Source organism: Paenibacillus cymbidii (assembly GCF_004764705.1).
GTDB lineage: Bacteria > Bacillota > Bacilli > Paenibacillales > NBRC-103111 > Paenibacillus_AN > Paenibacillus_AN cymbidii.
On the sequence record NZ_SHLX01000009.1, the window covers coordinates 164,890 to 189,395 of the forward strand.

General features: G+C 61.4%; 15 protein-coding genes. 12 read left to right on the top strand and 3 right to left on the bottom strand.

The genetic code is table 11. The features are described from left to right. Positions 1-19: 19 nt before the first annotated feature. A complete protein-coding gene (locus EXY20_RS14630) occupies positions 20-913 on the bottom strand; it encodes a helix-turn-helix transcriptional regulator (protein ID WP_167859226.1) in 894 nt (297 codons plus the stop codon). Further along, positions 903-1,073: a hypothetical protein gene (locus tag EXY20_RS38920; RefSeq protein ID WP_167859227.1), complete on the bottom strand. Its 171-nt coding sequence runs from the start codon at positions 1,071-1,073 to the stop codon at positions 903-905. The genes EXY20_RS14630 and EXY20_RS38920 overlap by 11 nt, the downstream gene beginning before the upstream one ends. 105 nt (positions 1,074-1,178) lie before the next feature. Here EXY20_RS38920 and EXY20_RS14635 point away from each other — a divergent pair, with 105 nt between their 5' ends. The 12 genes from EXY20_RS14635 (at position 1,179) to EXY20_RS14690 (ending at position 23,474) form a co-directional block, all read left to right on the top strand. Continuing rightward, on the top strand, positions 1,179-2,825 hold the full coding sequence (locus tag EXY20_RS14635; protein WP_167859228.1) for a response regulator transcription factor: 1,647 nt from the start codon (positions 1,179-1,181) through the stop codon (positions 2,823-2,825). A 16-nt stretch (positions 2,826-2,841) separates the two neighbouring features. Then, positions 2,842-4,674 carry a sensor histidine kinase gene (locus EXY20_RS14640; RefSeq protein ID WP_135552288.1) on the top strand — a complete coding sequence of 611 codons (1,833 nt, stop codon included), beginning with the start codon at positions 2,842-2,844 and terminating at the stop codon, positions 4,672-4,674. Positions 4,675-4,849: 175 nt separating this feature from the next. Beyond that, positions 4,850-5,734, top strand: coding sequence for an ABC transporter permease (locus tag EXY20_RS14645; RefSeq protein ID WP_167859229.1), 885 nt, complete (start codon positions 4,850-4,852; stop codon positions 5,732-5,734). 18 nt (positions 5,735-5,752) lie between these two features. Next, complete coding sequence (locus tag EXY20_RS14650; protein ID WP_135552292.1) at positions 5,753-6,661, top strand: carbohydrate ABC transporter permease; 909 nt, start codon at positions 5,753-5,755, stop codon at positions 6,659-6,661. Positions 6,662-6,724: 63 nt separating this feature from the next. Continuing rightward, complete coding sequence (locus tag EXY20_RS14655; protein WP_135552294.1) at positions 6,725-8,650, top strand: type 2 periplasmic-binding domain-containing protein; 1,926 nt, start codon at positions 6,725-6,727, stop codon at positions 8,648-8,650. Positions 8,651-8,734: 84 nt separating this feature from the next. Then, entirely contained in the window at positions 8,735-10,108 is a 1,374-nt protein-coding gene (locus tag EXY20_RS14660) for a family 16 glycoside hydrolase (protein WP_135552296.1), read from the top strand. 28 nt (positions 10,109-10,136) lie between these two features. After that, positions 10,137-13,817 carry a carbohydrate-binding protein gene (locus EXY20_RS14665; protein WP_167859230.1) on the top strand — a complete coding sequence of 1,227 codons (3,681 nt, stop codon included), beginning with the start codon at positions 10,137-10,139 and terminating at the stop codon, positions 13,815-13,817. A gap of 163 nt (positions 13,818-13,980) precedes the next feature. Next, positions 13,981-16,893, top strand: a complete 2,913-nt coding sequence (locus EXY20_RS14670; RefSeq protein WP_167859231.1) for a glycoside hydrolase family 2 protein — start codon at positions 13,981-13,983, stop codon at positions 16,891-16,893. A gap of 59 nt (positions 16,894-16,952) precedes the next feature. Continuing rightward, positions 16,953-18,200 carry an alpha-L-fucosidase gene (locus tag EXY20_RS14675; RefSeq protein WP_135552303.1) on the top strand — a complete coding sequence of 416 codons (1,248 nt, stop codon included), beginning with the start codon at positions 16,953-16,955 and terminating at the stop codon, positions 18,198-18,200. Positions 18,201-18,271: 71 nt separating this feature from the next. Then, complete coding sequence (locus EXY20_RS14680) at positions 18,272-20,095, top strand: FAD-dependent oxidoreductase (RefSeq protein WP_135552305.1); 1,824 nt, start codon at positions 18,272-18,274, stop codon at positions 20,093-20,095. Beyond that, positions 20,092-22,548 carry a glucosidase family protein gene (locus EXY20_RS14685; protein ID WP_135552307.1) on the top strand — a complete coding sequence of 819 codons (2,457 nt, stop codon included), beginning with the start codon at positions 20,092-20,094 and terminating at the stop codon, positions 22,546-22,548. The genes EXY20_RS14680 and EXY20_RS14685 overlap by 4 nt, the downstream gene beginning before the upstream one ends. Before the next feature lie 53 nt (positions 22,549-22,601). Then, positions 22,602-23,474, top strand: coding sequence for a helix-turn-helix transcriptional regulator (locus EXY20_RS14690; RefSeq protein WP_167859232.1), 873 nt, complete (start codon positions 22,602-22,604; stop codon positions 23,472-23,474). Positions 23,475-23,593: 119 nt separating this feature from the next. Here the strand turns inward: EXY20_RS14690 and EXY20_RS14695 are convergent, their stop codons facing one another. Next, on the bottom strand, positions 23,594-24,304 hold the full coding sequence (locus EXY20_RS14695) for a phytanoyl-CoA dioxygenase family protein (protein WP_167859233.1): 711 nt from the start codon (positions 24,302-24,304) through the stop codon (positions 23,594-23,596). Positions 24,305-24,506: the final 202 nt, after the last annotated feature.

The following is a 24,506-nucleotide window of genomic DNA, read 5'->3' on the forward strand; positions in this document are numbered from 1 at the left end:
CGGCGGCGTCGGCCGGGTGTCAGTCGAGTTTCGCCCGGGACAGGATGGAGCGGGCATAGTCCGACGGCGACATGCCGGTCGCTTGCTTGAAATGGCGGGCAAAATTGCCCGGGCTGCTGTACTGCAGCCGTTCGGCGATTTCGGCGACGGTGCCGCCGCTTTCGCGGATGAGCCGTTTCGCCCGCTCGATGCGCAGCAGCCGGAAGTGGTGCATCATGCCGGCGCCCATGCGGAGCGTGAACAGTTTGTTGAGATGATTTTTGCTGAGGTGGAACGTTTCGGCCACGTCCTGCAGCGTCAGCGGCTGCTCCGCGTTCGACTCGAGGAAACGGACGATGCGGCCGACCAGCTCCGTTTCGGTGCGTTCCGCGGCGATGGAGGAGAGTCGCTTGTCCCGCACGTTCCGCTCCTGCCGCTCGTTGTCGCGCAGCAGGCGCAGCAGAAACAGCTGCAGGTACAGCTTGATGAGCTGCTCGGCGGCGAACGGCGCCTCCGGCTTGCGCGTCAGCGCGTTGTGGTAAGGGTCGTCGAGCGGCGGCTCGAACGTTTGCAGCGCTTCCTTGACCAGCAGCGACAGCAGGTTGCGTTCGGCGTCTCCCAGGCGGAACAGCTTGCCTTCGAACGCTTTCATCGCTTCCGACCGGCAGGAGAAGGTGACGACAACCGCGTTCGGCGCGATGACGCGATTGGCCCAGATGCTGTGGAATTCGTTCGGCTTATGGAAAATGATGTCCCCCTGGCGCAGTCGGAAGCCGCGGAAGTCGGCGGACACCTCCAGTTCGCCCTTGTCAACGTAGACGAATTCCCAGAAGTCGTGCTGTTCCCCGGCGAAGACAAAATCTTTGGCCAGCTCGAAATAGTGAAACGAATGCAGGCCGTCGATGACGAGCTCATCCTTCAATTCAAAGCGCATGGCAGGCGTCACTCCATCCTTCGTTGATGCCATGGTAGCATAGGCGGCGCGCGGCGGCAATCGCCGACTCGAGGCCCTGGTGCGAAGAAGCTGCAGCGGACTTTTCCCGCTGCGGCTTCTTCGCTTTGCGCCCGCCGGCCGGTCGCATGCCAACAGACATGGAAGCAACCGCCAGGGATTTACTTATCGCTGCTGTACGGGTACGATAAAGGCTATAATGCGAGGCCGTTGCGCGTCGCATGCAACTACGGAAAGGATGAAAGCGATGTACAAACTGATGATCGTTGACGACAATCCGCTCGACCGGCGCGGGGTTGCCCGCATATGCGAATGGGAATCGCTCGGGGTGCAGGTGGCCAGTTCGTGCGCCAGTGCAATGGAAGCGCTGGACGAGATCGACCGTCTGCAGCCCGACATCGTGCTGACGGACGTGCAGATGCCGGTTATGGACGGCATCGAATTCGGCTCCGTGCTCAGGGAGCGCTACCCGCAGATCAAGCTTGTTTTCATGAGCAGCCACGACGACTTTGCGTATGCGCGTTCGGCGCTCATGCTGGAAGCCGGCGACTACGTGCTGAAGCCGATCCGGAAGCACGAGCTGCAAGCCGCGGTGGCGAAGGTGGCGGGCAAGCTGACGACGGAGCGGGAGCAAAGCCACGAGCGCGAAGCGTTTCTCGCCATGCTGCGGCATTCGCAGCCGCTGCACCAGGAGCAGTTCCTGCGCGAGCTGCTGTTCGGCACGGCAGACGCGGAAGCGGCCGATACCGCGGCGATTCGCGGGCGGATGGCGCTGCTGGAGCTGGATATGCCGGCCGACGGCCGCTACCGCGTCCTGCTGCTGCGTTTGACGGACGCCGGCGCCGGACAGCGGGACATCCCCGGCTACCTGCGGCTGATGCACCACCTGGAGCGGCAGATGGCCGGACAGGAGCGGCAGCGGGGGCTGTTTATCCGCATGGTGCCTGTCACGGAACGGCAGCTGGCTTTTATTGTCGGCCTCCCGGGAAGAGCTGCAGGCGCAAGAAACGGCGAGCCGGAGGAGTTGCAGGCGCTCGACTGGATTCTTCAGGCGGAGGAAGACACCGACAAGAGGGGGCCGATGCAGCTGTCGATCGGCGTCAGCCGGGCCGGGGGGTTCGCCGAATTGTCGAAGCTGTACGCGCAGGCGGTGCGTGCGGGCGAGGCCAAGGTGTACAGCGACCGGCAGCCGCGCATTTTGTTCGCCGAGGAGATCGACAACGACGAAACCCGAGGCGACGAAAGGCTGACCGATGCGGAGCTGCTGCGCCAGGAGGTGCGCGAAGCCGTATTCGCCGAAGCCGATCCGGATCCGCTGCAGCTGCTCGGCCGCCTCGGGATGGCGGAAGACAGACTGAACGACCGCGAGGTCAAGGCGTTCATGCTGCTGTTGTCCAACGCGCTGCAGCAGTTATACATCGAGGCGGGCAAGCCGCTTAACGGATTCATAGCCCAATCGTTAAAAATTTGGAGCAGAATAGATGAATCCGCCACGGTCAGCGACTTTCGCGAATCGTTCAGTCAGTTGATAGCGCTTACGCGGGATGAGCTGTTAGGCGAGCAGACCACGTACTACGACAAAGTGGTGCAGCAGATCAGAGCGATTATTGCCAGACGTTATGCGGAGCAGGTGACGATCCAGGAGATCGCCGAGGAGGTGTTTCTCAGCCTGAGCCACGCCAACAACATTTTCAAGTCCAAGACCGGCCAAAAAATATTCGATTCCTTGACCGAATTCCGGATGGATCAGGCGAAGCGGCTGCTGCGCGACCGGGACAGCCGCATTTACCAGGTGGCGCAGCGGGTCGGGTACGCGAACAAGTCGCATTTTTGCCTCATTTTCAAAAAGCATACGGGACTGTCGCCTTCAGAATACAAAAGCCAATACGAATAGCAGGAGGAGCACTGGCATGTCGTTCATACGGAGAATCGGCAGACGGTTCCGATCGTTTGTCAATGGACTGCAATACCGGCAGAAACTGCTGGTCACCATCGCGATGGTGGCGCTCGTCCCCCTGCTGCTGCTTTCGGCCGTCTATATGTCGGCCTACGCGCGCGCCAAGCTGCAGGCGATCATGGAGCGCAATATCGGCCGCCACGACGCGCAGGTGGAGCAGCTCGACAGAATGTTCTACGCCGGCATCAAGAAGCTGATCTACCTCTCGAACAATCTGCAGGTCATTCAACTGCTTAGTCAGGACTATTCCGACGATCTGCTCGCCTACATGAACAACCTGACCAACGTGCAGGGCGTGCTGGAGGCGCTCAAATCCGACGAGCTGCAAAGCGGCGTCGCGGTATATGGCGTCAATCCGTCCTTGTACCGCACCGAAAACATACGCAAAATCGGGGATCTCGATCCATCCGTTCGCGAACGGGTGATGAGCAACAAGGATGCGTATCCGGTCCGTACCTTCGTGAAGCTGGATGACGGGCGGACGGAAGTACGCATCTACAGCCAAATTATGGACTTGAAAGAAACATTAGCTATTACGGAGGTGACGTTCCCGCTCGACTCGTCGCTGGAGGCGATCCGCAGGACGGTGACGAACGGCAGCTTCGTCATGTACCGGCAGAAGGACGGCGTCCGTTTTCTGATCGGGACGAACGGCATCGACGATGCGGAAGCGGAGCGGGCGGCCGAGCGCTATGTGACGGTCGGCGGAAGTCGCGGCTACTATATTGTACCGATGCGGATCAATGCCGCTCAGGACGATCTGCTGCTGTTCGTCGACCGGACGCCCGTCTACCTGAAACTGGCGGAATCCCTCGCCTGGCCGGCGGTGATGTTGGTTGGCCTGCTGCTGACGATCTTCTTCTCGATCAAATTCGTCACGTTCGGGCTGACGAGGCGGCTGTCCGAGCTGATGGGCACGGTTCGGGGCGAAATTGCGTCGCTAGACGCCGGCCCGCTTCCGTCGGCGGATCCTTTCGCATTCGCCGGCGGGCGCGAATTTGCCGGTCCGGAAGCCGCGCCGGCCGAGGGGGCGGCGGGCGACGAGCTGGGGCAGCTCGACCGGGCGTTCCACGGGCTGGTGGTGCAGATCCGGGACCATTACCGGCAAACGGCGGCTTACGAGGTGGGCAAGCGGCAGATGGAAGCGGAGCTGCTTCAGGTCAACATCAATCCGCACGTGCTGTACAACACGCTGTCGGCGATCAAATGGGTGTACGAGGACGAACGGCTGGGGCAGCTGATCGACGACATGGTCGACTTCTATCGGCTCTTTCTGAACCGGGGGGAACCGGTCGCTCCGCTGGCGCAAGAAATCGAGATGGTCAAGAAATACATGGCCATGCACAAGTTTTCCTACGAATCGGACTTCACATACGAGGTAGACATCGACGAAGCGTTGGCCGGCGCGATGATATTGCGCAATACGCTGCAGCCGGTCGTGGAGAACAGCCTGATTCACGGGATCAACCGGCTTGCCGCCGGCGGGCGGATCTCGATTGCGGCGCGTGAGGAGGGAGAGCGCGCCGTCATCGAGGTGTCCGACAACGGCCCGGGCATGGAAAGGCATTTGGCCGAGCGGCTCGCAACGGCGGATGCCGACTGGCCGCCAGCGCTCAAACCGTCCGGCAGCGGGTATGCGCTCGCAAACATCCGACGGCGAATCAAGCTGTATTACGGTGACGCGTTTGGTCTGCACATCGCAAGCGAGCCGGGAGCGGGCACCAAGGTGACGTTGACCGTACCGCTGGGCACCGCTGAACCGAAAGTGCAATATCCCGTTCCCTAATTGCAAAAATCGCGTCTTGTGCGCGTATCCGTATTCATCGAAAATAAGAGAGGAGACAGCGGATAAAACCGAAAAAATGGAAAAGAGGGAACGTCACGAGATGAAAGTGCTTACATCAAAAGAGAAATCGCCGATCCGTTCATCCGCGTCTGTCGGCTCATGGAGATGGCGGCAAATGAGACGGGACAAATATTTGTATCTGCTGCTTGCCCCGGCCATTTTGTTCGTTTTCGTATTCGCTTACATGCCGCTGCCCGGCATCCTCGTCGCATTCAAGGATTACGATGTGTTCAAGGGCTTCTGGGGCAGCTCCTGGATCGGTCTGAAGCATATTCGGGAAGTGTTCGAGCTGCCGATGATGACGGAGGCGATCGGCAAGACCGTGCTGATCAGCACGCTTACGCTGCTCGTCTGTTTTCCGGCGCCGATTGTGCTCGCCTTGCTGCTGAACGAGCTGAGGCGGCAGTTGTTCAAGCGGATTGCGCAAACCTTGCTTTATTTGCCCCACTTTCTGTCGTGGATTTCCGTTATCGGCATCGCGTATGCATTCTATTCGATATACGGACCGCTGAACGATCTGCGTCTGTGGCTGTTCGGCGCGGATACGGAGCGGGTCATGTTCCTGTCGCAGCCCGGTTTCTTCGTTCCGAACGTGCTTATGCTGTCCTTGTGGAAGGAGACGGGGTGGAGCACGATTATTTTCCTGGCGGCCATCGCCTCCGTCGATCCGCAGCTGTACGAGGCCGCTTATATGGACGGTGCGGGCAAATTCAGGCAAATCCTGCACGTGACGCTGCCATGCATCCTGCCGACGGTGATGATCATGCTCATTTTCCAGCTCGGCGGACTGTTCCAAAGCAATTTCGAGCTCATCTACGGGTTGCAAAATCCGTACGTCAATATGGAAGTTATCTCCACTGTGATTTACAAGCAAGGCATTCAGCAGGGAGCGTACGCGTTGTCGACGGCGCTCGGCTTCATTCAGGGGCTTATTGCACTCGCGTTGACGGCAGGCGCCAACCTGATTTCGAGGAAGCTTACCAGTACCGGCATCTGGTAACAACAAGGAAAGGAACGAATGATCACCATGAACCGTAGCGGCTTCGGCTATCGGCTGTTTTCCGTTTGCAATGTCGCGTTCATTGCCCTCCTGTCGCTGGCGGCGCTTTACCCTTATCTGAATACGCTCGCCGTCGCTTTGAACGACGGTCAGGACAGCATGCTGGGAGGCATCACGTTATTCCCGCGCGAGCCTACGCTCGGCAACTTCGCCGCTCTGCTCGGGGACGACTCGATCGTGCGGGCGCTGTTCGTATCGGTTGCCAAAGTCGTAAGCGGCACCCTGCTCAATCTGGTCGTGCAATTTTCCGCAGCGTACGCGCTCACCAAGAAACGAATGGTCGGACGCAGCGCCCTGTTGTTCTATTTTATCGTGCCGATGTTTTTTAACGGCGGTTTGATTCCGATTTACCTGCTCTATTCGAAGCTCGGCCTGCTGAACAACTTTTTCGTCTACGTGCTTCCCGGCGCTTTCGCCTTTTTTAACGTCATCATCATTCGCACTTATTTGTATACGATTCCCGAGAGCCTCGAAGAATCGGCAAAGATCGACGGTGCCCACGAACTGACGGTCATGTGGCGGGTCATCCTGCCGCTGTCAAGGCCGATTCTCGCTACTATCGCACTGTGGACGGCGGTGACGCATTGGAACGACTGGACGACGACGCTCAATTTCATCACCAAGCCGGACCTGCAAACGATTCAGTTCAAGCTCATGCTGATGATCAAGGAGAGCGATATGATTGCCAGCCTCATCCAGGAAGCCGCGATGCGGGGAGAATCGACTTCCGCGCCGATCGTGCGCGTCACGCCGGAGGCGATTCGGGCGGCGCAGGTAATCGTCACGACGATTCCGATCATTCTGGTTTACCCGTTCCTGCAGAAGCACTTTATCAAGGGAGTATTGATCGGCTCGGTCAAGGAGTAGGCCTAAGATTCCAAACCGGTTTGGAATTTTAGATAAACCACACACGAGAGGGGATATCAACCAATGGCAGCATGGAAGCGAGCGAGCTCGATCCTGCTCGTCGCAGCGCTCGGAGTAACGGCGCTCGGCGGCTGCAACAGCGGCAAGACGGAGGACCCTGCGGCATCGTCCGCGGGATCGCCGGCCGCATCGGCATCGGCATCGGCGGCCCAATCGGCCACGATTCCGACGAACATTCAGGACAGCTCGGATTTGCCCGATTGGAAAGGCAAGCAGATCAATTTGAAGGTATGGTTCGACCAGGGCACTGGCGGCGTATTCGCCGGCGCGCGCAAGTACAAGGACGACATCGTCACCAAAGAGATCGCCCGCGTGACCGGCGTTCATATCGATCTCGACAACTCGTTCGACAACGGCGGCAACTCGACGGGCGCGGTCAAGATGGGCATGCTCGCCGCCACGAACAGCTGGCCGGATCTCATTGTCAACGGCAACGAGTTGAAGTCGCTCGTCGACAACAACAAGCTGTACGATCTGACCGACCTGCTGCCCAAATACGCGCCGAATCTGATGAAAAAAATTCCGAAGTCGCTGAGCACGGTGTGGGATAAACCATATATCAGCCTGGACGGCAAGGTGTACGCCATTCCGGCGTCGATCTACGAGAATGCGCTGCCGATTCTCGACCCGAGTCTCGATTCGCAGCTGTTCCCGGTTTCCAACCAGATGGGCTATATTTATGTCCGCGACGACATTCTGAAGCAGTTGTACCCGCAAGCGAAGACGATGCAGGAAATCGAAGCGCTGTACGTCAAGAACGGAAAATTCACAAAACAGGACATTCTTGACGTGCCGATCAAATCGGAGGCGGATTTCTTCAAGCTCCTGTACGACATCAAGAAGCTCGGCATCAAGGAAGGCAACCAGGAAGTATCGCCGTTCTTCACCTATTCCGGTCAGGACAACTGGAGCTTGATGACCGCCCTGTACGGCGTTCTTAACGGCAGCAACAGCCCCGGCGGCGAAAACTCGTATTTCACTTATTGGGACAAGAAAACGAAAAAGGTCGAATGGGGCTTCAAGCAGCCATTCTTCAAAGAACTGACCAAGCAGATGAACGTACTGTTGCGCGACGGCATCGCCTCGAAGGAGGCGCTTGTCGATCCGTACACGACGTTCCAGCAGAAGCTGAACAACGGACTTTATGCCGTATCCTACGGTTATCTCGTGCCGGACAACAACGCGCTGAAGAAGGCGGGCAAACCGTATCAGTATCGCAAAGTGTTTCTTGACATCCCGTTCAAGAACGATCAGTTCGTTTTCCCTTCCGCCCTTCCCGATTCGGGAACGCGGATCGGCATTTTCAAGGATTCCGTCAAGGAAGAGGACTTGCCGCAGGTGCTGCGCTGGCTCGACTTCCTCGTCTCCGACGCCGGCGAGAAGCTGTGGTTCTGGGGGCCGAAAAGTGCCGGCCTGTTCGAGGAAAAGGACGGCAAGCGCGTTTACAAGGACAAAGAGCTTGAGGAGCAAATGGTGTACGGCAAGCCCGGCACGAAGGCGCAGCAGTATGGCTTGAAGCTGTCCGACCAGTCCAACGACGACCGCAGCAAAAGCGATTATATCAGCTATACGGGGAAAGGGAGATACTACCCGCCGAACTGGTACAACAAGACGATCAATGCTTCGGAAGCGGTTACTTTCTTCGATATGATGCGTGTGGAACGATCGCCGTCCACCGACACGCTGCCGCCGAAATTTTACAGCTTTTTGACGGTGCCGGAGGCGGACAAAGCGTGGAAGGCGCGCAAAGCGTTCGAGGATGCGCTGACCAAGGTGCTCGTCGCCAAAAACGACGACGAGTTCGAGAAGCTGTTCACGGAATTTCTTACGGCGGCGGAGAAGAACGGCTACACCGACGATGTGAAGGACAAGGTGGAGGCCGAATTCCGCAAGTCGAACGCCGTATATATGCCCAATTTGCTGAAATAACCGGGGTTGCCCGGAAAGAGGGGCTTGCCCGGCAAGTCCCCTTCTTTCCTTGCACAATACAAATTCAATGAAAGGACGTGGATGATGTTGGAGTTGCAATCGATTCGGAGGGCCTGTGCGCGATTATGTCTGATCCTTTCGTTTCTGCTGCCGGCCGGCTTGTCGGGCTTGATCGCCCCGGGAGGCCTTCCGCAGGCGCATGCGGCGTTCTCGCCGGACTCATGGACGCTGACCGAATACGGCAATGCGACGGGAAGCATTTCGGCCAGCGGCAGCACGTACACGCTGCAAACGAACGGTTACAATGTGTGGGGGACGGAGGACGAGTTTACGTTCGTCTCCCGGGTCGAGGAGTCGCCTTATGACGAGTGCAGCATCGTTACCATTACGGCGACAATCGAGTCGGTATCGAATTACGAAAACGTGAATGCGTCGGCCGGCCTCATGTTCCGCGACAGCGACACGGCCGGCTCGAAAAACGTCATGTGGCGCGTGCTGCCGAACGGCGCGACGCGGTTCACGTACCGGACGGCGGACGGCGGCGCTTCCGGCAACATCAGCGGTCCAACCCTCGCGTTCCCGATGGAGCTGAAGCTCGTTCGGCAAGGCTCGACGTTTACGGCTTATTACAAGCAGAGCGGACAATGGAAGCTGCACCGGTACGTGACGGTCGGGATGGATGCCGACGCGATGGCCGGGATCGGCGGGTTTTCGGTAACGTCCAATCCGATTGCGGCGGTATTCAGCCATGTCGACGTCGTCGGCGTCAACAACTATACGCCGATGGAAGGCGGCTATACCGATACCGAGCCCGTGCCGGGCGACCTGCTGCTGCGCGACCGGTTCGAGGACGGCTCCGGCACCAATGTGCCGGAAACCGCCGCCAATCCGGTATGGCGAGGCGTCAATTACGCGTGCGTCATGCAGGAGAACGACGGCAACCGCGCCTGGTCGCGCTATGCGATGAACGGCATCGTCCTGACGGGCAGCAAGACGTGGACCGACTACGAGGCGAGCATGGAGGCGAAGTTCGATCCCGACAACACGGGGCAAAATATCGCCGAGCTGATCGTGCGGGGAAGGGATACGAAGCTATACGGCAACTTCTATTATGCGGCGGGCTTCTCCGGCAGCTCGAAGCTCGTGCTGGAGAAGGTGTCGCAGGGCGAACTGTCCCGGCTGAAGGAAGCGGCGATCGACAACGTCAACGACGGTATCTGGCGGACGCTCAAGGTGCGGGTGTTGGACAATACAATCAACGTGTATCTGAACGGACAGTTGAAGCTGCAATATACCGACGATCTGCTGCCCAATCTGAAAGGCGGCATCGGCATTCGCACCGAGGAAAGCAATGTGCTGCTCGACAATGTTATCGTTACCAAGCTTAACGATCCGCTGGGCGGGGATTACGACAACGAGGTCGGCGGCAATTTCGACAAGCCCGCTCCTGCGCAATAAAATCGGGAGACAGAGGAGGATACCGGTCATGACTGCATTCCATCGCATGCCGCAGGGCTTGCTGAAGCTGCTCGTTTGTCTGCTGCTCGTATCGAGCCTGAACCTGCAGGGCTTCGGCAAGCAACGCGTTTATGCCGACGGCAATCGGGACGCTTATCAGACGGTTCAGGCGGAAGTGTACGACGCCGCGTCCAGCGTGCGCATTATCGGCAATGTCATCGGCAATTTATTCGGCGGCAACTGGATCCGCTACAATAACGTCGATTTCGATACGGGAGCCCAGGATGTCGTCTTCAAGCTCGGGCTGCCGGCGGCGGCGGCGGGCGGCAAGATCGAAATTCGGCTGGACAGCACGGCCGGCACGCTGATCGGCACGCTGATCACGCAATCGACCGGCAGCTACGGCATTACCGCCGAACAAGCAACGGCGGTCTCGGGGGCGACCGGCGTGCATGACGTGTATCTGGTGCTGGTCGGCGGCGCCGGCATCGCCAATATCGACTGGTTCAGATTCAATCGCACGTACAGCATCGCGGATACCGCGCCTCCGATTACGCAGGCGGCGACGGCCGGCAGCTATTCGGGCGGACGCTACATTTCCGCCGTGACGGTCACGCTGTCGGCCTACGACTACTATCGTGGCGTCGATGTCACCGAATACAGTCTGGACGGCGGCGCGACCTGGCAAATCTACAGCGCGCCGCTCGTGTTCGACGGGGATGGCGCATATGACGTTCAGTACCGTTCGACCGATAAGGCGGGAAATACGGAGTCGGCTCACATGCTGTCGTTCGAGGTGGAGATGTATGGCAGCCGAAGCGCGTTCGATGCGATTCAGGCCGAACAATACAACGACGCCTCGCGTGCGACGGTCATCGGCAATGTGCTCGGCGGGTTGTTCGGCGGCAACTGGATTCGTTACAACAACATCGATTTCGATACGGGGGCGCAGGATGTTGTGTTCAAGCTCGGGCTGCCTGCGGCTGCTGCGGGCGGTCATATCGAAATGCGGCTTGATAGCGCGACCGGCACACTGATCGGCACGCTGATCACACAATCGACCGGCGGCTACGGCATTACCGCCGAACAGGCGACAACGGTTGCGGGGGCAAGCGGCGTGCATGACGTCTATCTCGTCCTGATCGGCGGCGCCGGCATCGCCAACATCGACTGGTTCGCGTTCAACCGCACCTACAGCATCGCGGATACCGCGCCACCGATTACACAGGCGACAGTCGCAGGGGAATACAACGGCTCCTACTATACGTCGGCGGTGACGGTTACGCTGTCGGCCTACGACTACTACCGGGGCGTCGCTTCCACGGAATACAGCCTGGACGGGGGCGCGACCTGGCAAACGTACGGCGCGCCGGTCGTTTTCAATCAGGAAGGCTCGTTCGAGCTGCGCTACCGGTCGATCGACAAGGCCGGCAATACCGAGGAGGCGCATCTGCTGACTCTGACGCTGGACGATTTGCCGCTGCCGAGCTACTTCTGGCTGTCCGGCGCGCTGCAGCCTGGCGACATCGGCATGCTGATCGGCGAGAACCTGGGCACGATTGCGGACATCGAGCTATACCGGCTCGATGACGACAACGTGGACGGGTTGGAGCCCGCCTATGTCCGTCGTCCCCAGCCGGACGCCCCGTTCGTGTCGGACGCCAATCCGCGGGCGACGGCGGCTCCCTGGGAAGAATCGGAGGCTCTGCCGGCAACGACGGTGCAGAAGACGCAGCAAGGGCTGAAGTTTATTGTGCCGGAGACGGAAGCGCCGGGCGTATACGCCATTCGGCCGATCGTTCCCGGCAAGGAGACGGCCGTTCTGTACGCGAATGCGCCCGAGCTCGTCTGGGCGCAAGGCGACCAGGGGGACACAGCCAGTCCCGATGGCTGGATAAGGCTGGTCGGGCGCCAGTTGGCCGTATCCGGGCATACGCCGCAGGTCGTGCTCGAGGCCGTTGATGGCGGGGAGCTGACACGCGTTCAGGCCGACACCGTTTATGACGCTTATGCGGTCCAGATCAAAGTGCCGGCATCGCTCGCTGCGGGCGAGTATCGCCTGTACCTGCACAACGGGCAGGGCGGCGCGTATGCCTGGAGCAATCCGGTCGCGCTGCGCGTCGAGCCGCAGGAGGCATGGCCGCAAACGGTGTTCAATGTCAAGGATTACGGCGCCAGGGGCGACGGCACGTTCAACGATACGGCGTCGGTGCGCGACGCCATCTACGCGGCCGGGCAGGCGGGCGGCGGCATCGTTTATTTCCCGCGCGGCCGCTATCATTTGAGCAATACGCTGACGATTCCGGCTTATACAACCATCCGCGGGGAATCGCGGGAGCTGACGCAGCTGTTTTTCTCCCCGTTCCAGTGGGATGTGAACGAGTTGCCGGCCTCCATGATCAGAGGCTCGCACCATTTTGCGATCGAGAACATCAGCCTGAATGCGACGCGCACCGGAAACTTCATCGTCTCCGACGTCGACACGCCGGAAGCGGGCAACGTATTCATCCGCAATATCCGGATACGCGCCAATCCGTTCGCCGGGCATCCGTCGGTAGAGCAGGAGAAGATGATCGCCGACGAAATCCGGGCGCGCGGCACGATCGATCTGCTCAAAATCGGCGGCAAAAACGTACAAATTGTCGACAGCGACCTGTACGGACCGAATCGTCCGCTGAACCTGGTTCATGCGGAAGGGGCACTGGTGAAAGGCAACATGCTCTACAACGGCTATACCGGGTGGTATTCCCTGAGCGGACCGAACGGCCTGCTGTTCGAGGACAATACGATTACCACCGCCCATATGACGGCAACGGGCGGCGGTGTGGATAAGCCGATCAATCACATGGTGCAGAACGTCTATTTCGCGCGGAACACGTTCAAAAACACGGTCGGCTGGGACCGCGAAGCGATGACCAACGACGGCGGCAGCGGCGCTTATTACGGGCCTGTCGGCGCAATCGACGGAACGACGCTGACGCTTCCGGAAGGCGGCCAAAATGCGAGCTGGGTGCCGAACACCTGGAACGGCGGCGGCGGGGTGTTCATCCTGTCGGGCAAAGGGGCCGGACAACTGCGAGCGATTGTCAGCCACACCAAGGATGTCGTCCAGCTCGACAGTCCGTTCGAGGTTGCGCCCGACGCCACGTCGGTCATCTCGATCACGGCGATTCAGCGCGACAGCTTCTATGTGAACAACCGGCTGGACAATACGGGCCCGTTTCAATTTTACGGCGCTGCGGTCAATATGGTCGTTTACGGCAACGAGCTGACGCAAGCCTACGGCTTCAACGCCTGGGGAAGACTGCTGTACAACGGCTATCAACCGGACTGGTACATCGACGTCGACAGCAATACGTTGGCCGACGGGAACTATAGCCACTTCTACGGCATCGGCGACAGATGGTCGGGCTACTCGGCGCTGCGGATTACGGCGCAGGGCAACGATACGCTGCAGGTCGGGACGATGGTGCGGCGCAACCTGCTGAGCGAGAACAGCACGGTCCTCATTGCCGGAGGCACGCCGGCCACGAGCATGCGGGATGTCGTCATCAGCGGCAATACCTTCCGCGATGGAGAGAGGGGGATTACGATCAGCGGCGGCGTCGGCGGCGTCGTGCTGTACCGCAACCAGTTCGACGGCGTGGATATTCCGCTGTCGGTGCCCCAGCCGCTGCTGGACAGCGGCAAAGTGGCGGCGCTGGATTAGCTGCGGATAAGCAGCGCGCGGATGGGGCGGCTTCCGGACATTGGCGACGGCGGTAGGCCGTGCCGAAGAAGCGATGGCGTTTCCGCGCGCAGGCCGGCCGGGGAAACCAGGACGATGGTTTCCCCGGATTTGGCATGCAAGGAAACGGGGAGGAGCAACAAGGATGATCAGACAACAATGCGGCATAGCGGTAAATGCGGTCGTACAAGGCACCGCAAGACGCGTGACGAAGCTGGACGGCGAGTGGAGGCTGAAGCTCGATCCAAACAACGCGGGATTGGCCGAGAATTGGGCGCGGAAGCCGCTGGAAACCGATTTGCGCTGTTCCGTGCCCGGGTGCATCCAGTCGCTTGCGGAACTGGGAGAAACGTATCCCTCCGTTGTCGGCATGAGGAACGCCTATCAGGGCACGGCCTGGTTAGAACGTACGTTCGCACCTCCTGCGTTGCGAAACGGCGATCAAGTCTGGATCAAGCTGGGCGGTATTGCGCCCGCGGCCCATCTGTGGGTAAACGGGCATTATGTCGGGTACCACGGACTTGCGCCCGTCAGCGTCAAATGGAGCATCGGCGAGCTGTTGAATCGCGGCGGAGACAACCGCGTCACGGTGGCGATCGTCGAGGAGGATAAGGGCATGCTGGGCGGCTTGCGTTTCGGCGAAATGTTCTGGTCGGGTCTGTACCGGTCCGTTGAGCTGGAAATCGGCGGAACGCTGCGGCTGGAGGAGCTGTTCCTTATTCCCGACCTGGCCGGCGAGCGCCTGCAGGTCAGCGGGCGAATCCATAACGACTCGGAGCTGGATGAGCAAGCGGAGCTGGCGGCTTCGATTTTCCCCTGGACGGAGGGCGGCAGCGAATGCGCACGGTATGAGGGCCGGGTTCCGGAGCGATGGAAGGTTGGCGCGGGCGACAGCACGCCGTTTGTTTTCACCGTCGACGTTCCCGGCATCAAGCGATGGAGCGGCGGGCAGCCGGACCTGTATGTGGCGTCCGTGCTGCTGCGGCAGCACGGAGCGACCGTCGACGAGTGGCGCGAGCGTTTCGGCATGCGCGCGTTTGCGGTCGAGGGGGCCGGCCTGAGCTGGAACGGCAAGCCGTTTCTGGCGCGGGGGACGGGACAGGAGTTTTTTTCGCCTGCGATATGTCCGCTGGTCGACCGTTCCGTTATTCGTTCGAGGTTCCGCTCGGTGATCGCGCACGGGTTCAATTTCTTCCGCTGCCATACGTATACGCCGACGCCGGAGGAGCTGGACGTCGCCGACGAGCTGGGGCTCGTGCTCGCGTCGGAGATCAGCCTGGTGTCCAACTTTGCCAAAACGTTCCCGTTCGATGCGGGGTTGGCGCTGCTTGCGGAGCATGTCAAGGCGACCCGCAATCATCCGTCGCTCGGCATTTATTGCCTCGGCAACGAGGGCAGTCAGTTGATGGCGTACCAGGAGATCGAAAGGCAGCATGCCGCGGAAGGGTACGCCGTGATCAAGGAGCATGCGCCGCACCATCCGGCGATGATCGCCTTCGGCATGCAGGGCGAGCTGCCGGAGCTGGCCAACGACATCGAAAGCCCGCATCTGTGGAGCCACGAATTCCGCTGGGCGTACGACGGGCTGAGCCGTATCCCGTGGGGAGTCATGCAGCCGCTGGCGGCGGTCAAGCCGTGCATCGTGCACGAGTACGGCAAATTCGGCGTTTGGCCCGACAAGCGGGAGCAGCCGCTGTACCCGGCGAACGGATATGCCGTTCCGTTCGGCGAGCAAGGGCGGGCGGCGCTCGACCGCTCCGGCATCGGCGGGCTGGAGGAAACGATTCTCGTCAACTCCAGGCGGCTGAACTTCATCTGCAACCGTACCTCGATCGAAATGGCGCGCCGGCAGCCGAACGTCGACGGTTACGTCATGTGGACGTTTTTCCGCAACGGGGCGCGCAATGCCGGCTTCGTCGACGACATGGGGCAACGGCCGGATCACGATCCCGCGCTTTATCGGGAGCGTTGCAACGCGCCGCTGGCGGTGCTCGTTGACGGCGATTATGACCGGCGTACGGTGCAATGGGGCGGCCGGCTAAACATCGGCGTTTATTTGTCCAACTTCTCCGGCGCGGCTCTGCGGGGGGCTGTCATCGAATGGCGGTTGGCCGACGAGCGGCAGGTCTGGCTTGCCGGCACGATTCCCGGCATCGACTGGGCGGACGGCTTGAACGGGGAGGCGTGCACCATTCGCGATGCGTTGCCGGTTCGCGATACGGCGTCGAAGCTGACGCTTTCGCTGCGGGTGGAGCAGAACGGGCGGGCGCTGGCGTTCAATGAATGGAGTTATTGGGGTTTCCCGGGCGGGGGGCGGACGGCCTGCGACCTGATCGTGTACGACTTTGCCGACGAAGAGACCGCCCGGCATTTCCGCGCCCGCGCGCCGCAAGCAATGCGGCTGGCGGATTACGATTCGATGCTGCGAGGCTGTTACTCGTGGAAAGGGATGAACGCGGAGGAATCGATCCGTCGTCTGCGTCCGCGGCTGTTCGTGGCCGACCGGCTCGACGCGCTGGCGGGAGCGCTGCTGCAAGACGGCGTGCCCGTGCTGCTGCTCGATGCCGGCCAATTCCCCGGCGAATGGCACCCGGGCGCGGAAAGCGCGATGCCGTACGAGTATTACCTCCAGTTCACCAGCTTCCGCGCCGGATGGGACCGCGGCAATATCGCCACGGTTGTCCATGAGAACGATCTGCTCGGCGATTTTCCGCACGAGGCGATGTGCGACGTGCAGTTCTATCATATGGTGCAGGATGCGAGGCCGCTTCGCGTTGCCGCCTTGTCGCAGGCGACCGGGTCGCCCTGCGAGGTTGTTGTCCGTTCCGTGCCGCGCATGCAGACGGATGTGAGCAGCTCGGTCGTGCTGCAAGACCCGAACGCGCGCAACGAGCAGAAGAAGTGGGTCATGCCGCAGATTGATACCGAGGAGCGGGCCTACTTGCTGCGGACCCGCGTCGGCGGCGGCTCGCTCGTCGTTTGCACGCTTCGCCTGTTCGACGATCCGGCCGGCGAGTACATGCTGGCGCAGCTGCTGGAGAACGCCGCCTCCGCATAACGAGAGGCGCCACGATGCCTGCAACGATAATCGCAACGATAAAAAAGGAGCGTTTCGCCATGACGACAGATTTGCTACCGACGCCCAGCTCGCAGCAGCGGCGCTGGCAGGATTTCGAGCTGGGCATGTTTTGCCACTTCGGAATGAACACGTTCACCGGCAACGAGTGGGGAGATGGAACGGATTCGCCGGAGCTGTTCAATCCGACGGCCTTCGACGCCCGGCAATGGGTGCGGGTGGCGAGGCGCGCCGGGTTCAATTACTTGATTCTGACGGCCAAGCATCATGACGGCTTCTGTCTGTGGCCGACGCGCACGACCGACTATTCGGTGGCGAGCAGCCCGTGGAAAGACGGCAAGGGCGACGTCGTGCGCGAGGTGGCGGACGCATGCCGGGAAGCCGGCTTGCCGTTCGGGCTGTACTTGTCGCCGTGGGACCGGCACGAGCCGTGTTATCCGGACAAGGCGGCGTACGACGATTTTTACGCGGCGCAGCTGACCGAGCTGCTGACCGGCTACGGCCCGCTCGTCGAAGTATGGTTCGACGGCGCCGGCTCGGAAGGCCGCGAATACGACTGGCGCCGCATTATTGCGCTGGTCGAGCGATACCAGCCCGACGCGATGCGGTTCAACATGGGCGTGCCGACGATCCGCTGGGTCGGCAACGAGGACGGCGTGGCGCCGTATCCGTGCTGGAACGCGGCTACGGAGGCGAAGGCGAGCATGTTCACCAAGGATATGCTGACCTGGCTGCCGGAAACGCCGAAATGGGTGCCGGCCGAATGCGACGTGCCGATCCGCGAGAAAGCGTGGTTCTGGCACCCGGACGGCCATCGCAAGCTGTGGAGCGACGAGCGGCTGATCGACATGTATTACCGTTCCGTCGGCCACGGCTGCAATTTGCTGATGAATCTGGCGCCGGACAACCGCGGCCTTATTCCGGACGTCGACGCGAACGCCGCTTATCGGCTGTTCGACGAAATGCGCCGCCGGTTCGTCTCGCCCCTCGCACAGATAGATGGCGCCGGCTCCGAGATCCGGCTGCGGCTGCCGGAGCGTCAAGCCGTCGATCATGTCATTCTCGCCGAGAGGATCGAAGGCGGCGAGCGCGTGCGCGACTACGTGCTGGAGGCGCGGCGGGAGGACGGCTCGTGGCGCGAGCTCGTTCGCGGCAGCGCGATCGGGCACAAGAAGATCGACCGCTTCGAGGCGGTCGATACGGATGTGCTGCGCGTGCGAGTGCAGCGGGCGGAAGCGGAGCCGCTGTTCCGCAGCTTCGCGGCGTATCGGGCCGGCGCGATTCGGTAGCGGCGAGCTGCCGGCGGCGAATGCGGCCCCATTCAACTGCTGGTGAAGACATACTTACGGGAGGAACAACCATGGCAGTCGAAATCGCGCGCGAGCGCAAGAAGCTGCGCGCGCAGCTGGCGATTGCGGGAGGCGGCCCCTCCGGGGTCGTCGCCGCGCTGGCGGCGGCGCGGAACGGAGCGACCGTGATCCTGTGCCAGGATCGCTCCGTACTCGGCGGCAACGCCTCGTCGGAAATCCGCATGCATATCGTCGGCTCCTCGCACCGGGGGAAGGAGCTCGAGACGGAGGCGCGGGAAAGCGGCATTCTCGAGGAAATCACGCTGGAGAATGCGGTGCGCAACCAGCAGCGCTGCGCCAACATGCTCGACCTGATCCTGTACGAAAAATGCCGCGCCGAGCCGAACCTCACGCTGTTGCTCAATACGACGGTCGTCGGGGTGCGTATGGACGGGGACCGCATCGTTAGCGCATATGCCAGCCGCGAAAGCACGGAGGATTGGTTCGAGCTCGAGGCGGAGCTGTTCGCCGACTGCACCGGCGACGGCCGGCTCGGCTTCGAAGCCGGCGCGGCGTTCACGACCGGCCGGGAAGCGGCCGGGGAATACGGCGAGTCGGCGGCGCAGGCGAATCGCGACGCGTACCGGCTCGGTTCGTCGATCATGTTTACGACGCGCGACATGGGCCGGCCGATCCCGTTTGTCGCGCCGCCGTGGATCCGCAAGTTCAGCGAAGAAGATTTGAAGCTGCGCGGACACGATACTTGGGAGTACGGCTACTGGTGGGTCGAGTTTGGCGGCATGCTGGACACGATCAAGGACAACGAAACGATCCGCGACGAGCTGCTGGCGATTATGCTCGGCGTTTGGGACCACATCAAAAACAGCGGGAATCACCCCGAATCGGCAAACTGGGCATTCGACTGGTTCGGCTTCCTGCCGGGCAAACGCGAGTCGCGCCGCTTCATCGGGCAGCATGTGCTGACGCAGAACGACCTGGAGCAGGCGGTCGACTTCTCCGACGTTATCGCCTACGGCGGCTGGCCGATGGACACGCATCCGCCGCAAGGCATCGACGCCAGGGAAGAAGAGCCGTGCAGCCAGCCGAACACGCCGTACATGTACGGCATTCCGCTGCGGTCGCTCGTCAGCCGCAACGTGGCCAATCTGCTGTTTGCCGGCCGCAACATGTCGGCGACGCACGTCGCCTTCTCCAGCACTCGCGTTATGGCGACCTGCGCGTCAATGGGCGAAGGGCTCGGCACGTTCGCCGCCGTCGCGCTGCTGAGCGGCAAGACGGCGCAGGAAGCCTGGCGCGAACCGGCGATCGTGCGCGAAGCACAGCAGCAACTGCTGCGGCAAGGCGCCTATCTGCCGGGACAATGGCTGGCGGACCGCAACCTTGCCGCCGAAGCGACCGTCACCGCCTCCTCCGAGCAGCCGGCGGGACCGGCAAGCAACGTAGCGGACGGCCATACCCGCACCGTAAGCGGACCGAAAGGCGTTCGTCCGGACTTGGCCGCGCCCGGGTCGCACCGCTGGATGTCCGATCCGGCCGACCCGGCGCCGTGGCTGGAGCTGGCTTGGGACCGTCCGATCGAGCTGCGGCGCATTACGCTGGTGCTCGATACCGGGCTGCACCGCGTGCTGACGATGTCGCAGTCGGCAAGCGCGCAGCCGCTGATGGTATGGGGCGCGCAGCCGGAAACGCTGAAAAAGTTCCGGCTGCTGGCCCATACGGCCGCCGGCGAAATCGAAATTGCCGACGTACGCGACAATTACACGCGCCAACTGACGTTCGAGACGCAGCTGTCCGGCGTCACCCGCCTGCGGCTGAGCGTGACGGAAACGAACGGCCTCGACCATGCTCGAGTGATGGAGGTGCGCTGCCAATGACAACCTCGACCCGATCGATCGCTTATACCGTGGAACAAGGCGTCATTTGCAGCGCAAGCGGCATTCCCGAAGCGCCGCGCTGGTTTTCCGACAGCCGGCTGTCGTTCCAGCTCGACGAAGCCGGCGTGACCCGGGTCGGCTATTGCAGCCCGGCCCAAAGGTCGGGCAATCAGACGCTGTTTCTGCAGCGGCTGTGGGACGGCTTCCGCGTCTACATGCAACGGGATTTGCGCAACTACCGGCCGACGTACCGGAACACCCGCATCTGGCCGTTCGGAATCGAAGCGGAATGGGAGCTGTTTGACGTTGCGTTCCGGCTGCGAATCATGGCCGTGGAAGAACGAATCGTTATTCAACTCGTCACGCCGGACATCATTCCGGTTAACGTAAAGTGGAAATTGGAGTTTTACGAGCATTTCGCATTGGTGCCCAATGACGCGCACGATCCCCGCTTCGGCAGCCGCGGCGCGGTGAGGACATGGGAGGCCTGGACGTTCGACGAGCTTGCCAACGCGTTGTCCGGCGGCTTTCGCGAAACGCCGGCCGCATCCGCGGAGGCGCATCGCGAGACGTCCGGCGCGCACGAGGTGGACGACGCGGCCGGTTCCTTCGTCTCCCGACAGCATGTCGGCATTCGCGCGGACTTTCCGCTGGCGTTTTCGCGGACGACGGTCAATACGAAGTATACGCTGGCGAGCGCCGAACCGCTTCGTCCGAACGGCGAATACGCCTTCGTCGTTACCTTCGCGCAATCGCGCGAGGAAGCGGTTCGGCCGTGGGAGCCGGCGCCGGCGATAGAGCGGCAATTCGATCGTTACCGCCGCGTGGCGGACGCCATGCCCGTGCTCGACAGTCCGTATCCGGCGCTGAACGACTACTTCGCGCTGCTGCCGATGTACCATGAATCGTGCAAGGTGACCGACAGGCCGGGCGCCATCAAGGCGAAAAACATGGAATACTGGGTATGGGGCTGGGACGGGCTGACGAGCAACCACGCGACGATGTACTGGGGCGACGCCGGCTTCGTCGCCGACATGCTGCGGTTCTACGAAGAAACCGCCGACCCTCGGCTCGGCATCGCCCATGCCTATCGGCACGATATGCGGCCAATCAGCGCCAGCGCCCTGCCGGCGCAGGGCATGTATATTTCGCTGCTGCTGCAATATTACGCCATGACCGGCGATCTGGAGCAGGTGAGGCGGCGGTATCCGTTCGCCCGCACCGTGTTCGGTCGCATTGCGGCGCTGGAGGCCGGCGGCACCGGATTGTGCGAGGGCACCTCGCTGTTTCCCGATTTTCCCGGATTCATGCGCGAGACCGGGCGCGATCTCAGCGGCATGAACAATACGATGTTCTATGCGGCGGCGCGGGCGATGGAGCAGCTCGCGGCCCTTCTCGAGGACGTGGAAACGGCGGCCGGGGCGGAAGCGATCTTCAGGCGGTTCGAGGAGCATTTTATTCCGCTGTTTTTTGACGAAGCGCGAGGGTTTCCCGTCAGCTCTGTCGATGCGGTCACGCTGCAGCGCCGGGATTCGTTCAACGCCAACGCGGTCAAGTGGGACAACAACTACTGCCGCGAGCTGCTTGCCGATGTGCACGAACGCTGTCTCTCTTTCTTGGAGGAGCACGCGGTCACGCCGTCGGGGCTGCGCGAAATTCCGCTCTGGAGCGGCGCATTCGACGCCGACGCGAACCAGCTGCACTGCTGGTGGCCGGTGACCGGCGAATATTACATGCGGCTCATCAACGCCATGAATCGCAGCGACCGGATCGCGCAGTGGATCGGCTGGGTGGGCTACTGGTCGCGGCATCTGACATGCCCCGAGGGTATTCCGCTGTATACGGAGTCGGCCGAGCCCGAGCTTGACCGCTGGAATTCGCTGCGCGGCGCCTGGCAGGCGTACAGCATGCGCGGCTGGTACCAGGCCGCCGTTCACGGCGTCGTCGGCGTCGATGCGGAGGTCGGCGGCTTGCATGTCTATCCTTACGCCGGAGAACCGTTGACGCTGCGCAACCTGCATTACCGGGGCAAGAAGCTGACGATTGAAATGAAAGGCTCCGGCCGTTTTGTCGCTTCGATTGAAATCGCCGGACGAACGGTCATCGGCACGAACAAGGTGCCCGACGATTTGATTGCGGAGGCGGAAGGCGAAGCGGTCGCGATTCGCGTCAACCGGACCGGAGTCAATCCGCATCCGCTGCATATCATCCATGGCTACGGCTTCCGGCTGATCGACTTTTCGTACGGAGCGGATGGCATTTCGGCGCAGGCGGAAGGAGCCGGAACCGTCCGGCTGACAATCGGCTCGCCGCGGCGGCCGGTCGTTCATGTCGACGGCAAGCCGGTCGACGCCTCATACGACGAACATAACCAAACGGCCATGGTGGAAATGAAGTGCATACCCGGCATCAAGAAAGCAATCCGCATCGGGACGAAATTATCCACTTCATGATCGGCCGAGAAGTCCGTCGGCGGCAGCCGGCGGAGGCATGCGGAGGGAGAGCCATGCATTTCGAGCGGGTCCAGCTGGAGCGGGAATATCGGTTCGAGTCGAACCGGGAGGAGGCGATCGGTCGCGAGCTTAGCATGCACGACGTGCTGGAAATCAGCGTGCTGAAGGAGCGGGAATGTTTGTTCCGCACCTCGGCATGCGACTATTCCGGCAAGCCGGGCGACGTGTGCATTTTCCGCCCGTTCGAGCCGCACGCGAACGTAGCGAAGCAGGCCGGCACGCCTTGCTCGTGGACGAAGGTGCTGTTCGCGCCGTCGATCGCCCGCACGATCCCGGGCGGGAGCAGGCTGCTGGCGCCGTTCTACGCCGCGGATCTCGTTTCTCCGCTAATCCCGGCGGAAACGCCTCATGCCGCCGCCATTCAGTACCACGCCGAAGAGGCGGTCAAGGAGGAACGGGCGCGGCAGGCAGGCTGGCAGACGGGGGCGTGGATGCATCTGGTCGCCATTCTGCTGCACGTGCACCGCTATTTCGAAACCGTGCCAAGCGGCGGCGGACGGAACGTCGAGTACAGCGACTGCAGTGTGACTGCCGCCGTGGAGCATGTGCTGGGCCATTACACGGAACCGATCGACATGGAGGCGCTGATTGCCGGGTCGGGACACGGGAAGACGAAGTTTTATCGCCTGTTCAAGCAGGCGACGGGGCTGTCGCCCAACATGTTTCTCAATCGGCTGCGCTTGCAGCATGCGCTCGTTCTGCTGGCCAGGCCCGATTGTTCGATTACGGAAATCGCTTTCGAATGCGGCTTTCAGTCGCTCAGCTATTTCAACAAGCAGTTCAAGAAACAGATCGGCATTGCTCCCGGCGAACGGCGGCAGCAGCTGCTCGGCGCGGGCGCCTCCGGCCGCTTGCTGTCCGTGTAGCCGCGGCAGCGTGCGGAGAAGCCGGGGAAGGCAGCGGGTATCCGCTTGCTTTCTCCGGCTTTGTTGCGGTGCGCCTGGCTGCAGCGCGTGAGATTGCCGGCTTTCGTACACCGTCCGTTTTACCGCGACAGCATCTGGCGCATGTCCACGCGTTTGCCCGATGCCGCGATCCGGCACGTGTCCGAGGCTATCTGCAGCGCCAGCGCGCGCCGCGGCTTGTCGGTAAGGTTCTTCTTGCTGTGATGCAGCGTGTCGCGGAAGAAGAATACCGCATCGCCCGGCGCCATCGGCTGGCAAGGGATGCCGTTGGCCGGTTCGGCGGCCTTGCGGTGCGGGTTGTTTTCGTCGAACAGATTCGGCTGCCGTCCGAGCCGGTGCGACTCCGGCGCAATCCACAGGCCGGCGTTTTCCTGCGTAATAAAATCGAGCGCAATAAACACATTCATGATATGCCCGAGCACGTGAGTATACATGTTGTCCTGGTGCCATTCGAGGCCGCTGCCGTAAGGTGCGACAATCGCATGCATGCCGACCCATAGCCGCACTTTGCCGCCGAGCGCCCGCTCGAACACGCCGACCATCGCCGGATCGCGCAGCAAACGGGCGGTTTCCGGCATCTCGGCTTCATGCTTGTCGAAATGCGAGAAGGACCGCGCCTTCCATTCCGCCCCCTCCTGAATCGCGCTCACGTACGGCGCGCTTTCGGCGTTCAAACGGTCGACCGCATCCCGGGTAAGCAATCCGGGTGCATAAAAGTACCCGTCCCGGTAAAAGCCTTCGACGGTTTCCTCCGCAAGCGTAAAGTCGGGCGACACAACAGCGTTCGACATCTTGTTTTCCTCCCTTTTTCGGAGCGGACCGGCCGTCCGGCCGCCGTCCTTGTTTTCTGTCGTCGTCCTCATTGTAGTGCCTTCGCTTCGCCCGCGCCGCTCCATTTCGGCATGATCGCTGGTACTTTTGTTCACATAAGGCTCATCGCAAATTAATCCCCTTTTAAGGTCCCGATCCTTCCGTTCGTTTACAATCAAGGAA

What these genes read in the sequence shown, in the direction of transcription:
- EXY20_RS14630 (WP_167859226.1), bottom strand. Translation starts at nt 913, where the DNA reads ATGCGCTTTGAATTGAAGGATGAGCTCGTCATCGACGGCCTGCATTCG.
- EXY20_RS38920 (WP_167859227.1), bottom strand. Translation starts at nt 1,073, where the DNA reads ATGTCTGTTGGCATGCGACCGGCCGGCGGGCGCAAAGCGAAGAAGCCG.
- EXY20_RS14635 (WP_167859228.1), top strand. Translation starts at nt 1,179, where the DNA reads ATGTACAAACTGATGATCGTTGACGACAATCCGCTCGACCGGCGCGGG.
- EXY20_RS14640 (WP_135552288.1), top strand. Translation starts at nt 2,842, where the DNA reads ATGTCGTTCATACGGAGAATCGGCAGACGGTTCCGATCGTTTGTCAAT.
- EXY20_RS14645 (WP_167859229.1), top strand. Translation starts at nt 4,850, where the DNA reads ATGAGACGGGACAAATATTTGTATCTGCTGCTTGCCCCGGCCATTTTG.
- EXY20_RS14650 (WP_135552292.1), top strand. Translation starts at nt 5,753, where the DNA reads ATGATCACCATGAACCGTAGCGGCTTCGGCTATCGGCTGTTTTCCGTT.
- EXY20_RS14655 (WP_135552294.1), top strand. Translation starts at nt 6,725, where the DNA reads ATGGCAGCATGGAAGCGAGCGAGCTCGATCCTGCTCGTCGCAGCGCTC.
- EXY20_RS14660 (WP_135552296.1), top strand. Translation starts at nt 8,735, where the DNA reads ATGTTGGAGTTGCAATCGATTCGGAGGGCCTGTGCGCGATTATGTCTG.
- EXY20_RS14665 (WP_167859230.1), top strand. Translation starts at nt 10,137, where the DNA reads ATGACTGCATTCCATCGCATGCCGCAGGGCTTGCTGAAGCTGCTCGTT.
- EXY20_RS14670 (WP_167859231.1), top strand. Translation starts at nt 13,981, where the DNA reads ATGATCAGACAACAATGCGGCATAGCGGTAAATGCGGTCGTACAAGGC.
- EXY20_RS14675 (WP_135552303.1), top strand. Translation starts at nt 16,953, where the DNA reads ATGACGACAGATTTGCTACCGACGCCCAGCTCGCAGCAGCGGCGCTGG.
- EXY20_RS14680 (WP_135552305.1), top strand. Translation starts at nt 18,272, where the DNA reads ATGGCAGTCGAAATCGCGCGCGAGCGCAAGAAGCTGCGCGCGCAGCTG.
- EXY20_RS14685 (WP_135552307.1), top strand. Translation starts at nt 20,092, where the DNA reads ATGACAACCTCGACCCGATCGATCGCTTATACCGTGGAACAAGGCGTC.
- EXY20_RS14690 (WP_167859232.1), top strand. Translation starts at nt 22,602, where the DNA reads ATGCATTTCGAGCGGGTCCAGCTGGAGCGGGAATATCGGTTCGAGTCG.
- EXY20_RS14695 (WP_167859233.1), bottom strand. Translation starts at nt 24,304, where the DNA reads ATGTCGAACGCTGTTGTGTCGCCCGACTTTACGCTTGCGGAGGAAACC.